Source organism: Aliinostoc maniaoense, assembly GCF_058172895.1.
This window is the reverse complement of the sequence record NZ_CP187952.1, coordinates 3,966,891-3,980,807: the sequence shown is the minus strand read 5'-3', so window position 1 is coordinate 3,980,807 and position 13,917 is coordinate 3,966,891. Positions and strand designations below refer to the sequence as shown.

The window sequence follows — 13,917 nt, the reverse complement described above, 5'->3', positions numbered from 1 at the left end:
GTTTACATTTATTTAGATATATAGCGATTCCCAGTTAAGTGAGGTACAGATAATATTTTGAAACGCAGAGGGGCGCGTTCGCGCAGCGTCTCGCAGAGAAGGAAAGCGCAGAGGTACGCAGAGATTTGTACCTCACCAGACAAAGAACTATTTTAAGTAATTAAAAAAGACTAAGGTTGAGTTTGTAGTAAGGACTTTAGTCCTTATTTGAGAACTAAAGTTCTGACTACAAACTTTTAATTATTTACCCTGTTCTAGCTTGAAAAAGGGTATAAGGGTGTAAGGGTATAGGGGTGTAAGGGAAAGACTTTTTCATGTGTTCTGGTGTACCCAGTTCATGATATGGCTACTTAATTAGCCCACTTTTCACTCCAATCACCTGTGACATTAATACCACCAGAAACAGGTGTTAACTTGAGTGAACCCCAACTAAAGTTATTACAAAATGTGCCGAAGTTACTACCACAAATATCACCAGCACCATAACCCTTAGCAGAACGCGTTCCTAAATGAGAATAGGTAGAACCGCCCCAATTACCGTTACCAAACCAAGTGGTGTTTTTCAAGCCATCGCGGAGAACACAACGCAAGCCGTCGCCATCACTACCTGAGAGGCTAGAAACTTGGTATTCATCAAAATATCCCCCGCAGGTTGTTGCTCTAGATAAAGGTTGGTAATTAGTACTGTTGACTAATTGCCATTCTTCATTCCATGCACCGGTAACACGAATTTTTGAACCACCACTTAAAACTTGCACATTTAAATTGCCGGGGAAGTTGCCATTAAAATATTCACCATTACCGTAAATGTCAGAGGCAAACCCAACTAAATCACGACCTTTGTAGATGGCTTGTCCAACGTGGCGGTAAGTTGCACTTCCCCAACTGCCTTCACCATACCAGGCTAATCGGGGGATTCTTGTCCCTGGTTTACCTTGACTAAATTTGACGCAACGGATACCAACACCTTCACTACCATGTAGAGATTTGACGATGTAAGTACGCAGATGGGGGCCACAGCTAAAACTAGCATTTTGGGCTAGCTTGAAGTTGTTTAGTGTTGGTACTTGAGCTAAAGCTGTAGTTGCCGTAGTTACAGCTACTATACCTGCAAGTGTTAAAGATTTAAATCCTAGGCGTAACATGATAGTTTTTCCTTGTAGTAAATTGTGTGCAGGTGTTGTTAAATACCTTGTATTGTCCTATAGGTCGGCTTCTAGTTTTTTATGCAACCTCGGCAAAACATTATTGAGCTTTTTTCAACTTTTGTACAGTTTGATGCCGATCGCTTTAGTCGGTGGGCGGCGGAATCACGCTTACGTCGCAGTATTCAAAGTTGTCTCCACCAATCTCCCAAGGAAACTTCGGAGCATTTTTGGGCGTTGTATTGGTATAAGTTTTGGCAAGTTCCTGAAACTCAACCCTTAGCCAAGCAACATTTAATGGCTTATCTACAAGAACCTTGTTATTGGACATCCCAAAAAACAGCCGCTAGCATTACCAGTACCCAGTACAAACTTTCCGATTGTTTTCAAGTGGCGATCGCCCAAATGGATCGAGTCCTCAAAGGCTTTAATCCCAGTCAAACCAGCACTCTCAAGAACTACGCTAGCATTATTTTTGGTAGTGCCATTCGAGAAACACTACGTCAACGTCAGGAAGTTGATATCTGCACTGATTGGGGACTATTACGCAAAATCAGTCAAAAGCGGTTAGATGAATCTTTGCAAAATGCTGGTTTATCCCCAATGGAAATTCGGGCTTATATCCAGGCGTGGACTTGCTTTAAAACTCTGTATGTGCCTACTAAAGCAGCGAACTCCCGCCAATTATCTCGCCCCGATGATGCTACATGGGAGGCGATCGCCAAAGCTTACAATTCTCAAAGTACATCTTCAGTTAACAGCCAAACTCTAGAGAAGTGGCTATTGAATGCGGCTAAAGCGGCACGTAAATATCTATATCCCACTCCCGATTCCCTAAATGTTACTAAAGGGGCTGATGATTCTTCGGAGATTTTAGATAATCTTCCCGGTACAGCACAGCCATCTTTAATTCAAGAAATGATTGCCGAGGAGGAAGAAAAAGCCAGAAATTCGCAAAAAACTGAGATTAATCAAGTGTTAGTTACAGCAATTTCTCAACTAGATGCCCAAGTACAAGAGATTTTAAATTTATACTACTGTCAAAAATTGAATCAGGATGCGATCGCTAAACAACTAGACATCAAACAATACACCGTTTCCCGGCGACTGAGCAAAGCTAAGGAAACTTTATTGCGTTCTTTAGCCAGTTGGAGTCAAGATACACTGCATATTGCACTCACTCCAGACATACTCAAGGGTATGAGTACATTGATAGAAGACTGGTTACAGAATTACTACAATGCCTCAAATCTCTAAAATATGCTAAAACCGTCACTAATTCATTGTTAAGATTTGTAAATTTTTAAATCTGTCAGCAAAGTAGTTAATGATCCCAAATTTACTGAATTTTGAATTGATTCCCCGGAGTATGTGCCATGACTGCTAACCCTAGTGTATTCAGCTTTGCTGACTCAACAAACTTAATTTTAGAAATTCCCCATCAAATAAATTTAGCCAATCAGGGCTTTTCCCATCCTAGTGCTTGGTATCAAGCCTATTTAAACGAAATTTGCTTGAGTGCCGTCTTGCCGTGGTTGCAAGAAGATTTTACACCCCAAGCAAAGGTTTGGCCTTATACCAATTCTCTAGCCAGCATTTGGGAACTGGTAAATGGAACTGCCGTTAATGTAGACGTAACCAAATTTATTTTAGTTCCCAGTGAAACCATTGATTTAAGTGAAATGCGTGTACCCCAAGAATGGGTAGATTTACCAAGTTGGGTAGGAGATTATTATTTAGCGGTGCAAGTAGATGCGGATGCGGGTTATGTAAGAGTGTGGGGTTACTGTAGCCATACCCAATTAAAAACACAGGGTAAATATGATCCAGGCGATCGCACTTACAGTATAGATGCTACTGACATCACCACTGACATGAGTGTGTTAGCAGTGGAATTGCAATTTTGTGCCGAGACAGCTACACGCACTCAAATTGCACCCTTACCAACTTTACCCCTCACCCAAGCCCAAAACTTAATCACTCGGTTGGGAAATCCTGAAGTCATTACCCCCCGGTTAGCCGTCCCTTTTGAATTGTGGGGGGCATTAATGGAGCATGGTGGCTGGCGCAAAAGTTTATATGAACGCCGCATAGGATTACCAGAACAGCGTTCAGTGCTGCAATGGTTGCAAGAGGGTGTTAGCCAGACAGCCGAGGCGATGGGTTGGGGAAGATTGAACTTACAATTAAGTGCAGCTAGTGCTAGGAGTGTAGAAGGAGTACAGCCTGGGGTAACATTATCCCGCAGATTAGCGATCGCCGGACAAACCTACGAACTATTAATTTCACCCCAAGGCGAACCAGAAGCATTATCTTGGCGGTTTGAGTTACGCAATGCAACCGTTGGCGCAGTCATTCCCGGTGGCTTCAAACTCAGACTCCTCACCGAAGACTTACAACCATTTCCCAACAATGAAGACATAGCCACAACCGCAGTAGAACAACTTTATGTTGAAGTCGCCTTAGACAGTGGCGAAGGCATAGTTTGGGAAGTAGAACCCTTACCAGAAAATTATGACCGAGAAATTTTAAGATTCTAAGCTGTTGGACGACTTTTTTTATTGATAATGTGGATAAACATTCCTTCTCTGTCCACATGAGATTACGAGCCATGAGAGAACAACACAACCAACAAATGCGAGTCTGGGCTATGTTGTGTCATCTCTCAGCATTGTTAGCTTGGATACTATTATTTCTCTTAATTTTATTAGGTATACCTTTATTCCTACCCCTCAACATTGCCGCCCCCTTAATGATTTGGAGACTGAGAAAAATCAAATATCCCTGGGTAGATTTTCAAGGCAGAGAATCCTTAAACTTTCAAATTACCTTAACCTTTTATATTGTAGTTGTCATCATAATTTCCCTACTACTAGTACTAGCTAGTTGTGGCATTTCAGTGGCAACTAACGGAGCAATTAATCAAGTAACCACAGTCTTAGACAGCTTATTATTTATTTGGATGTCCTTTATTATTCTCTTATTTTCACTACAGTTATTCCTAGTAACCTTTGCTGCCACCAAAGCATATCATGGCGAACATTACCGCTATCCCTTCACCATGCGAGTCTTGAGGTGAGTGGGGGCAGAGGGGAGAAAGAATTAATTTGTTTTCTGCAAGTGCTTATACCAATTCTCTATGAAGCCAAATAAATGATGTAGAGACGTTGCATGCAACGTCTCTACACTAGAGAATAAAGTGCATCTATGGCTACGCCAGGCAAGCTAAGTAGAACGGCGTGAATAATTCAAGGTTTGTAGTAGGGACTTTAGTCCTCTCTTAAGGGCTAAAGCCCTTACTACAAGCCGATTCAATTAAATTTTACATTACTTAATGTAGTTTGTTTTTTTCTCGCCGACTTACTTACATCAAGAAACGGTATGAGATAATTCCTGATTATTTACATAACAGATCGATTTCTGTACTATTACTTATGAAGCACAGAAAAAGAATTTAATTAATAATAATTATGTCTTTAGAATTAAACAATAAAATAGGTGTAGCAATTGTTGGCACTGGATTCGGTCAAAAAGTTCACATTCCTGCATTTCAAGCCCATCATCGTACAGAAATCACAGCTATTTATCACCGGGATATTAACAAAGCCAAAACCATTGCCACAGCCAACAATATTCCCCATGCTTGTGACACAATTACTGAACTGCTCACCTTACCAACAGTACAAGCAGTCAGCATCTCAACACCGCCGTTTCTACATTATGAAATGGCCAAACAAGTATTACAAGCCGGGAAACATTTATTACTAGAAAAACCCGTAACCTTAAATGTCACCGAAGCCAAAGAACTTTATGAATTAGCTCAAAAACAAGGAGTAATTGCCACAGTAGACTTTGAATTTCGCTTTGTGCCGGCGTGGCAATTTTTTGCAGAATTATTGACATCAGGTTATGTAGGCAACCCACGCTTAATTAAAATTGATTGGTTAGGTTCTTCCCGTGCTGACACATCCCGCCCTTGGAATTGGTATTCATCACAGGAAAAAGGCGGGGGTGCATTGGGTTCTTTAGGTTCTCACGCCTTCGATTATATTCATTGGTTGTTTGGCCCAGTCAAGAGATTAAACGCCCATTTAACCACAGCTATTCCCGCACGAGTTGAACCTAGTAGCGGACAATTAAAACCTGTAGAAACAGATGATACCTGTCTCATCTCTTTAGAATTAGCTAATGGTACACCTTGCCAAGTGGCTATAAGTGCAGTGGTTCACGCTTCTCGGACACATTGGGTAGAAGTGTATGGCGATCGCGGTACTCTAGTCATAGGCAGCGACAACCAAAAAGATTATATACATGGCTTTAAAGTCTGGGGTTCTCACCCAGGCGAACCCCTGCAAGAAATCGACATCCCCCAAAGATTCTTATTTCCCCAACATTACGCCGATGGGCGAATTTGTGCATTTTTACGCGTAGTTAACCAATGGACACAAGGAATTGATACTCAACAGCAAACAATACCATCCCTCAAAGAAGGCATTTACTCACAGTTATTAATGGATTTATCCCATCAATCCCATCACACATCAACCTGGGTAGATGTGCCAGATGTAACTTAAAAATACGTGAGTTCGATGACCTCTCCCCAACCCCTCTCCGACGCGGAGAGGGGCTTAAATATCTTGAAATATCAACTAAAAATAAAGGTTTTGAAGCCTCTCTCCTTGCAGGGGAGAGGTTTGGAGAGGGGTTTTTTAATTCGTCGCACTCACGTTAAACATCAACATTTAACTGTTCTATATGCCTAGCAGCCTTCTCCCACAGCTTGGCTGTCACCTCATCCTGCCAATGAGTTCTGAGATTTTCCGCCTTTTTATGGCATATTCGCTCTAACATTTCCAGAATTGCGGCTAATGTCAACTTATCTATTAGAGTTTCTAAAACATCCATATCATCTTTTTTCATTACGCCCTCAGTATCCTGAACTAAGTAAGTCGTGGAGAAAATTTATAACTATGTAACAAACAATTAAGCAGAAGAATGAGAGTTAAATCTGACACGTTGTGTACTGAAGTTCCCCTTTTCTCCTCTTGTTTGAATCCCATCAATCACAGCATAAGCAAGGTCTAACTCATCTTCAAAAGTTTTTGAGACAAGTTCATCTTTCTTGAGATATTGCTACTCTAATTCAATAGGATTCATTGTCAAGACACGATACACACACCGTCTCGCGCCGGCTAGGATGTGTTCTTCTCTCTCTACTTTGACATCTTCTCCTAAAACAGATTGAAAAATGCTTAACTCCTGCTCACATAATCCCGTACAGGCTGTAGCCGCAGCGCATATGGGACAGTGATTTTCAATCAATAGGAAAGAACCATCTGCTAAGGCTTGACTTTCCGCCATGTATCCTTCGTGCGATCGCAATTTTACTAAAGCTGCTAATTTTGCTGCTAATGTATCTTGGGTAGATATTTGTGCTTGGTAGGTAGCAAGTTGCTGTTTAGTCCTAACTTCCAGCAGCTTATTTAATCCTGCTTCTCCAAAAGCTTCTGTTACCGCCTGAATTAAACCCAAAGTTAACTCTGCATAACCATCAGGAAACAAGCGGTTAGCATCTAGAGTTAATTGCCATAGTTTAGCAGGTCGCCCCATCTCGCGGGGTTCTTCTTCATAGGTAACTAAATTTTCATCTTGTAGTGCATACAAATGCTGACGCACAGCCATTGCAGAAATCCCCAAACAAGCAGCTAATTCTTGGGAGTCCATTGCACCCTGTTGTTTGAGTAAGTTGACAATAGCGCGGCGAGTGCGGACTGTAGTTGATTTTTTCGGTGAGTTTTTGATCATACTCACAAACTAAAGAAAAATCTTTACAAAGTCAACCTGAAAGGTTTATTATACTTTCTAAAGATTTTTCTTGAGAAAGTAGCAATATGAGTGGACGAAAAGTAGCCATCCTGACGGCTGCTAGCCGGGGGATTGGTGCGGGTTGTGCGCGAGAACTAGCCGCACGGGGTTATAATGTGGCATTAATGGCGCGATCGCCTGAAGTTTTAGATTTAGCTACAGAATTGGGTGGTATTGCTATTCAAGGGTCAATCACCAACCCTCAAGACTTACAGCGATTAGTAGAGACAACCTTAACTAACTTTGGTCGGATAGATGCAGTAGTTAATAGTTTTGGCGACCCACCCCGGCCAGATTTACTTGCTATTTCTGATGAAATGTGGTTAGAACACTTTGAAATGCTATTTTTGAGTGTGGTTCGCATTGCCAAACTAGTGACAGCACCAATGCAACGTTCTGGAGGCGGTGTCATTGTTAATATTTCCGCCTGTGATTCTCAAGAACCCAGCTTAGGAACACCTTTTACCGGAACACTCCGCACCGCAATGGAAGGCTTTACAAAATTATATGCCAAGCGTTACAGAGCCGATAAAATTCGGATGGTTTCCGTCGCACCTTTTTTTGTCGCCGATTCAATGGCAGAGTTAGAAGGCTGGAATGTGCCGGCGGATTTAATGTTTGGTCGTCCTGCTACCTATCGGGAGTTTGCCAAAACAGTAGCTTTTTTGATTTCCGATGATGCTAAGTTCATCTCAGGTACAACCTTAAAAGTAGATGAAGCCTATTCTGCGGCCATTTAGTCGAGTATATATCCTGGGGGTGGCAGGCATTGCAGCCTTACTCCACGCATCAGTAGAACAGGGTAAGTAATTAAAGGTTTGTAGTGAGAACTTTAGTTCTCAAATAAGGACTAAAGTCCTTACTACGAACTCAATCTTGGTTTTTATATTACTTCATTTAGGCTAGGCCATTTACTGTTTTATCCGTTGCTAACTATACAGAATTAACACGATTTTATTTAAAAAATAAAATTGCACAGAATAGGACAATATTTGTATTTTCAATTACTGCATGGGTTATTTTTTCAGATATAAAATGTGTGTCTCAGCAGTTAGTAACAACGACTAAATATACTTTTAATGCTTTTGTAGCTAAAGTTTCAAAATTTACTTCATTCTCCTGGCTATTTTTGCACCTTCTTTGGTAGTTATATGACTTACAATTCCGAACAAATGCAACAAATTCTCCAAAAAGCTTTTGCTCGTCAGCAACAGGGAGAAATTTCACGGCAGCAAATTATAGAAATCGCAGCAGAACTAGGAGTTTCATCAGCATCCCTACAAGCTGCTGAACAAGAATGGTTGACCCAAGAAATAGAAGGGAAAATGCGGCATAAATTTCATGCCCACAGACAAGGGGAGTTTAAATCACATTTAATTTATTTTATTGGTGTTAATGGATTTTTAATTGCTTTAAATTTATGGACAAGTCCTTCATATTTCTGGGCAGTTTTTCCCCTACTAGGTTGGGGGTTAGGTTTATTTTTTTCTGGTATGAAAGCTTATAAAAATAGCGGAGAATCATATGAAAATGATTTTCAGGAATGGTCTAGAAAATTGCCGAAATAAGTTACCCAATAATCACTAAAAAATTTAAGGGGTAGTTGTGTAACTACCCCTATACTCCCCTCAGATTAGAATTTACTTTTCGTTCCCTAGTCGGGACTTATATTTACTTAGAGATATTAACTAAACTTTCAACTTGAGCAGAAGCCAGAGTTGGTGCGGTGAAAATTTGTGAGTACATACTTGCTGGCTGTTGTCCATTACCCACAACTGGTAACACTTGACGGGCATGGGTGGCAACTTCTACTGTCTTCACATCATAAGTCTGTGTCACCATCTTGGGATACAAACCGATACCGATGATGGGAAGAATCAAACAAGCGGTGATGAACAACTCACGGGGTTTAACATCAGCAACTACAGTATCTAAATGTAATTCTTCACTTTGCTGACCGTAGAATACTTGACGCAGCATGGAAAGTAAATAAATTGGTGTCAGAATCACACCTACTGCTGAGAGGAGAACTACTACAACTTTGAAACTGGAACTGTAAACATCACTGGTAGCAATTCCGAGGAATACCATCAACTCACCTACGAAGCCACTCATCCCAGGTAAGGCTAGAGAAGCCATTGCGCCTGCGGTGTAGAGAGCGAAGGTTTTGGGCATTACTTTACCGATACCGCCCATTTTATCCATTAACAAGGTGTGGGTACGCTCGTAAGTTACACCAGTTAAGAAGAATAAGCTAGCAGCAATTAAACCGTGAGAAACCATCTGTAACATCGCGCCACTTACACCCAGTTCTGTGTAGGAAGCTAAACCGATGAGTACAAAACCCATGTGAGCAATTGAAGAGTAAGCGAGGCGGCGTTTGAGGTTGGTTTGAGCAAAGGCGCAACAAGCACCGTAGATAATGTTAACTACACCTAAGATTGCTAAAACTGGAGCGAAGTAGACATGAGCGTTAGGTAACATTTCCATGTTGAAGCGGATTAAGGCATAACCGCCCATCTTCAACAACACACCAGCTAGAATCATTGAACCAGGTGCGGAAGCTTCACCGTGAGCATCAGGCAGCCAAGTGTGTAAGGGGAAAATTGGGAGTTTGACACCGAAGGCAATTAAGAAACCTGCATAAGCTAATAATTCAATCGCTTTGGGATATTCTTTCATTCCCAATGCTGTGATGTCGAAAGTGAATGTATCTCCAGAGAATGCTAGAGCAAAACCGGCTACGAGAATAAATATAGAGGCAGCAGCAGTATAAAGAATAAACTTGGTAGCTGCATAGCGGCGTTTCGCGCCTCCCCAGATAGAAATTAGCAAGTATACGGGAACTAGCTCAATTTCCCACATGAGGAAGAATAACAGTAAGTCTTGGGCAACAAACACACCTAACTGTGCGCTATACATTACCAACATCAAACCATAAAACAATCGCGGCTTGTTGGTTACTTTCCAAGCCGCGAAGATTGCTAGGGTGTTAATTAAGCCTGTTAGTAACAACAGAGGCATTGATAAGCCGTCAACTGCTACTGACCAATTTAAGCCGATTTGGGGTATCCAGGCGTATTTTTCTACAAATTGATAGGCGGAACTGTGGAAATCGTAGTTTTGCCAAAAGGCGTAAATCATTAAGGCAAAATCAGCGATCGCTACTCCTAAACCATACCACCGGACTGTTTTACCTTCTTTATCTGGAATTATAGGGATGGCTAAGGCTGCCACCAACGGTAAGGCAATTATGGCTGTTAGCCAAGGAAATGCAAGGGGATTCATCACTTCTGACAATCGTTTTTTGTTTTCGCTTTTAATTACATTATATTAAGGAATCGTTACTTTTGTAAACATTAATTATCTCTGCAAAAATTAAATTTTCCTGATCCCTTAAGAATATATACTCACTAAACCTAGGATTTTCAGCAAAAAAGAGAATAAATACCTATGAAAATCTGAGTTAATCCATCCTAATTGTAAATTTATGTAACGTCAAGAAAAAACGGCAGTCAAAACTACCGTTACAAAAGTTTATGAAATTGGGCATTGGGCATTGGGCATTGGGCATGGGGCTAATCAATTCAAAATTCAAAATTCAAAATTGAAGAGTTTTACTCCCCCTGCTCCCTGCTCCCCTGCCCCCTTGTCTCCCTTGTCTACCTTGTCTCCCCCTGCCCCCTGCTCCCTGCCCCCTGCTCCCAGTCCCTCAGACAATCCGATTCACAATTGTCCACACTTCACCGTCTGAACGGACATGGGGAACTGAGATGGTTTTAAATCCAGTGATGAAGGGTTTGTAATAAACTTGCCAATATAACGGACTGAGTTCATCGGCGCAGGCTTTTAATAGACGAATTTCTGTGGCTAGTTCCCCAGCTATCTGATTAATGCGTTCAGCATGGACTTGCGCTACTTCTTTAGCTGCTTCTAGCTGTTGTTTTTGGGTAATTTGTTGTAACTTCCTGGGGAGACGGTTTAATTCCGCTTGTTTGTGCTGTAGCTGGGAATTTAAAGCAGCGATCGCATCATCTATACCTTTGAGTTCTGCAAATAATTGGGCATTGTCCCTAGCTTGACGGCGATAAGCTTCTACAATTGCCCAAGGTGTATCATTCTCATCCACAATTACATCATTATTATGAGTGAGTGCGGCACGTTCTTGTTCAAGCACCTGAATTTGAGATTTTAGTGCTGTAATCTCTGACTGCATTTGCTCCAAAGACAAGCTAGGGTTAAGTTTTTTCATTTTGAATTTTAAATTTTGAATTTTGAATTTAAACTGCGCCTTGGGTATCGAGAGTGAGCGATCGCACTACAGCTTTAATTCCTTGTGCTTTCCAAGCTGAAGCCATTGCAGTTTCTACAGTCTGGGCATTGTTGACATTTGTTAAAGCTAACAGTGTCGGGCCTGCACCACTAATTACCATACCGTAAGCACCGGATGCGATCGCCGCCGCATTCACAGCAGCGTAACCAGGAATTAAAGCTTGGCGATAAGGTTGATGCAATTTATCTTGTAAGGCTGCTGTTAACCATTCTCTCTTACCAGTTTCTAAAGCGCGTAACAATAAGCCTAAATGAGCAGTATTAAAAATCGCATCAGCACGACTAAATTCCGTGGGTAAAACTCGCCGTGCTTCCGAGGTTGACAATTCAAAATCAGGAATTGCTACCACAGGCACAATATCACTATGCCAAGGTACATCACAAATTGCCCAACCTGTACCAGAGTTAGCGGCTAGGCGACAGCCCCCTAACAAAGCTGGAACTACATTATCAGGATGTCCTTCCATTGCGATCGCTAAATCCATCACCTGCGACTGAGACAAAGGCGAACCCGCTAATTTATTAGCTGCCACCAAACCACCCACAATTGCCGTCGCAGAACTCCCCAAACCTCTAGCCAGGGGTACACCCAACCCAATCTCAATTTTTACAGGTGGCGGTGTCTGGTCTATATATTGATATAACTTGACAAACGCCTGATAAATTAAATTACTCTCATCAGTTTGTACCCGTTCAGCTTCCGCGCCTGTGACATGAATAATTAACTCGCCTTCATCCAAGCGGGTAAATTGGAACTGGTTATATATACTCAAAGCTGCACCAATGCAGTCAAAACCAGGCCCCAAGTTAGCAGTTGTGCCAGGAACTTTTACAGTAACTGAAGAAACAATAGACATTTACAAATACTCATCTAACCAATCAACAAGCATCTCACGCTGAGGACACTTGATTACTTACAAATCTTATTATGAAAGTCAGCGATCGCTACCTGCATTTACAAATCAAACGCACTCAATTATTTTGCATAATTCTTGATAAATCTCCCTCAAGTACGGGAATGCTAAAAAAAAGCAGTACTTAGGGGATAGGGTATGTACGGTTTAGTTAATCAAGCGATTCACGATATGGTGTGTAGTCGTTTTGGTGAAGAAACTTGGCAAGTAATTAAACACAAAGCAGAGGTTGATGTTGAGATATTTATCAGTATGCAAGCTTATCCAGATGATCTAACTCATCGACTTGTGAAAGCTGCCAGTCTTGTCTTAGACTTAACCCCAGCAGAAATTATGCACGCCTTTGGTGAGTTTTGGGTGCAATATACAGCTCAACAAGGCTACGGTGATTTAATGGAGATGAGTGGTGACAATCTCCCAGAATTTTTGCAGAATCTCGATCAACTTCATGCTCGTGTGGGAGTAATGTTTCCCAAACTACAACCTCCATCATTTGACTGCGAAGAAGATGAACAGCAAATTCTCAACTTACATTACCACTCACATAGAGTTGGTTTAGCTCCTATGGTTATGGGTTTGGTGAAAGGATTAGGAGAGCGATTTCATGCCGATGTAGAAGTAACTCAAACCCAAAGTAAAGCTGATGGGGCAGATCATGATCAGTTTTCTATTCGTTACAAATCTCAGGAGAATGAATGCTAGTTCAATTCCATTCACCTTGTAAAGAGGTTTAAATTTATTCAGCAGATACTACATACTTAGATTTTTTCTCCGAATCAAACTGGATTCCTATAGTTTCTCAATTTTAAAAAATATCAACTATATATAGGAATCCAACTTGATTATTGCAATTATTTGCTTAGGTAGGGAACATGGTTGGGGAAAAGAAGTAACAGAGGTATACCGATTTTTTCAGAAATTAAATATGATTCTTATATTTTGATGATTTATATTAAATGTAGTTTTTTTGACTAACTATTATGTCTCGGGTATGAAATTTTCTCTATTCATAACTATTTCGGTAATTTAATTATTATCTTACTAATAGTTACTCATAAAAATGAGTTTAAATTTGTTGCATATAGATTGAAATTATGTACAAAGCTACTTATGATATTTGAGACAAATATGTCAAATATACTGTGAATCATATATAGTGACAAAGTACTGAAGTAACAAGAATTTACATATAAATTTCCTTGATTACCTCATGACTTCATTAGCTATAAATGAGACAGTGTTATGATGTCAATTACGTTTGATGATACTGTTTTGCACGAAGCCTGCTGTTTAATTTACTAAGACTATAAGGGCTTGCTGGCATGAGACTATCTGCATTAGATCCACTCATCCCGCTTAACTGTTTAAAAGATGAACTGATCAAGTTGCCAAAAGGTTACTCATTTTATGAAGAAGAAATTATAGATTTTCTCTCACGCCGAAGATGGCCTGAAAGCGATCGCCGTATTGACCGCACAACTTTCTGGCGTTGGAGAAATGATAATGGAATAGAACGCCAAAAGGTATTCAGCCGCTTGGATCTGCTTAAACTTTGTCAAATCTGCGACCACTACCGAATAGATGGAACGCGCAATGAATATTTGCAAATCATGAAAAGGAAAAAGGAATTAGCACTCAACAGGTAAGAATTGATGTCTAAT

The 13,917-nt window shown here is 40.8% G+C and carries 16 protein-coding genes; 8 read left to right on the top strand and 8 right to left on the bottom strand.

Going from position 1 to position 13,917, the window contains the following annotated elements:
• Positions 1 to 350 precede the first annotated feature (350 nt).
• The gene (locus ACPZ3T_RS17210) at positions 351 to 1,145 is read right to left on the bottom strand and encodes a hypothetical protein (RefSeq protein ID WP_490270689.1); all 795 of its coding nucleotides are present in this window, start codon (positions 1,143 to 1,145) and stop codon (positions 351 to 353) included.
• A gap of 81 nt (positions 1,146 to 1,226) precedes the next feature.
• Here ACPZ3T_RS17210 and ACPZ3T_RS17205 point away from each other — a divergent pair, with 81 nt between their 5' ends.
• The 4 genes from ACPZ3T_RS17205 to ACPZ3T_RS17190 all read left to right on the top strand — a co-directional run bounded on the left by ACPZ3T_RS17205 (position 1,227) and on the right by ACPZ3T_RS17190 (position 5,719).
• On the top strand, positions 1,227 to 2,402 hold the full coding sequence (locus tag ACPZ3T_RS17205) for a sigma-70 family RNA polymerase sigma factor (protein WP_490270688.1): 1,176 nt from the start codon (positions 1,227 to 1,229) through the stop codon (positions 2,400 to 2,402).
• Between the two features lie 119 nt (positions 2,403 to 2,521).
• Positions 2,522 to 3,685, top strand: coding sequence for a DUF1822 family protein (locus ACPZ3T_RS17200; protein WP_490270687.1), 1,164 nt, complete (start codon positions 2,522 to 2,524; stop codon positions 3,683 to 3,685).
• 71 nt (positions 3,686 to 3,756) lie between these two features.
• Positions 3,757 to 4,224, top strand: coding sequence for a DUF4870 domain-containing protein (locus ACPZ3T_RS17195; protein WP_490270686.1), 468 nt, complete (start codon positions 3,757 to 3,759; stop codon positions 4,222 to 4,224).
• 391 nt (positions 4,225 to 4,615) lie between these two features.
• On the top strand, positions 4,616 to 5,719 hold the full coding sequence (locus ACPZ3T_RS17190) for a Gfo/Idh/MocA family protein (RefSeq protein ID WP_490270685.1): 1,104 nt from the start codon (positions 4,616 to 4,618) through the stop codon (positions 5,717 to 5,719).
• A 154-nt stretch (positions 5,720 to 5,873) separates the two neighbouring features.
• On the opposite strand, the gene ACPZ3T_RS17185 is transcribed toward ACPZ3T_RS17190, so the two are convergent.
• Positions 5,874 to 6,065: a hypothetical protein gene (locus ACPZ3T_RS17185; RefSeq protein WP_490270684.1), complete on the bottom strand. Its 192-nt coding sequence runs from the start codon at positions 6,063 to 6,065 to the stop codon at positions 5,874 to 5,876.
• A 213-nt stretch (positions 6,066 to 6,278) separates the two neighbouring features.
• Entirely contained in the window at positions 6,279 to 6,950 is a 672-nt protein-coding gene (locus ACPZ3T_RS17180; protein WP_490270683.1) for a helix-turn-helix transcriptional regulator, read from the bottom strand.
• 86 nt (positions 6,951 to 7,036) lie between these two features.
• On the opposite strand from ACPZ3T_RS17180, the gene ACPZ3T_RS17175 reads away from it, so the two are divergent.
• Both ACPZ3T_RS17175 and ACPZ3T_RS17170 read left to right on the top strand, forming a co-directional pair.
• On the top strand, positions 7,037 to 7,750 hold the full coding sequence (locus ACPZ3T_RS17175) for an SDR family oxidoreductase (RefSeq protein ID WP_490270682.1): 714 nt from the start codon (positions 7,037 to 7,039) through the stop codon (positions 7,748 to 7,750).
• A 411-nt stretch (positions 7,751 to 8,161) separates the two neighbouring features.
• The gene (locus ACPZ3T_RS17170; protein ID WP_490270681.1) at positions 8,162 to 8,578 is read left to right on the top strand and encodes a 2TM domain-containing protein; all 417 of its coding nucleotides are present in this window, start codon (positions 8,162 to 8,164) and stop codon (positions 8,576 to 8,578) included.
• Between the two features lie 103 nt (positions 8,579 to 8,681).
• Here the strand turns inward: ACPZ3T_RS17170 and ACPZ3T_RS17165 are convergent, their stop codons facing one another.
• The 5 genes from ACPZ3T_RS17165 to thrB all read right to left on the bottom strand — a co-directional run bounded on the left by ACPZ3T_RS17165 (position 8,682) and on the right by thrB (position 12,199).
• A complete protein-coding gene (locus tag ACPZ3T_RS17165) occupies positions 8,682 to 10,298 on the bottom strand; it encodes an NAD(P)H-quinone oxidoreductase subunit 4 (protein ID WP_490277255.1) in 1,617 nt (538 codons plus the stop codon).
• 178 nt (positions 10,299 to 10,476) lie between these two features.
• Entirely contained in the window at positions 10,477 to 10,608 is a 132-nt protein-coding gene (locus ACPZ3T_RS17160) for a hypothetical protein (protein ID WP_490270680.1), read from the bottom strand.
• Positions 10,605 to 10,730: a hypothetical protein gene (locus ACPZ3T_RS17155; protein WP_490270679.1), complete on the bottom strand. Its 126-nt coding sequence runs from the start codon at positions 10,728 to 10,730 to the stop codon at positions 10,605 to 10,607. Before ACPZ3T_RS17155 ends, ACPZ3T_RS17160 begins: the two co-directional genes overlap by 4 nt.
• Positions 10,723 to 11,262: a hypothetical protein gene (locus ACPZ3T_RS17150; RefSeq protein ID WP_490270678.1), complete on the bottom strand. Its 540-nt coding sequence runs from the start codon at positions 11,260 to 11,262 to the stop codon at positions 10,723 to 10,725. The genes ACPZ3T_RS17155 and ACPZ3T_RS17150 overlap by 8 nt, the downstream gene beginning before the upstream one ends.
• Before the next feature lie 28 nt (positions 11,263 to 11,290).
• A complete protein-coding gene (gene thrB / locus ACPZ3T_RS17145; protein WP_490270677.1) occupies positions 11,291 to 12,199 on the bottom strand; it encodes a homoserine kinase in 909 nt (302 codons plus the stop codon).
• 195 nt (positions 12,200 to 12,394) lie between these two features.
• Here thrB and ACPZ3T_RS17140 point away from each other — a divergent pair, with 195 nt between their 5' ends.
• Both ACPZ3T_RS17140 and ACPZ3T_RS17135 read left to right on the top strand, forming a co-directional pair.
• A complete protein-coding gene (locus tag ACPZ3T_RS17140; RefSeq protein WP_490270676.1) occupies positions 12,395 to 12,958 on the top strand; it encodes a heme NO-binding domain-containing protein in 564 nt (187 codons plus the stop codon).
• A gap of 620 nt (positions 12,959 to 13,578) precedes the next feature.
• Positions 13,579 to 13,902 (top strand): hypothetical protein, encoded by a 324-nt coding sequence (locus ACPZ3T_RS17135; protein WP_490270675.1) that lies wholly within the window; start codon positions 13,579 to 13,581, stop codon positions 13,900 to 13,902.
• Positions 13,903 to 13,917 lie beyond the last annotated feature (15 nt).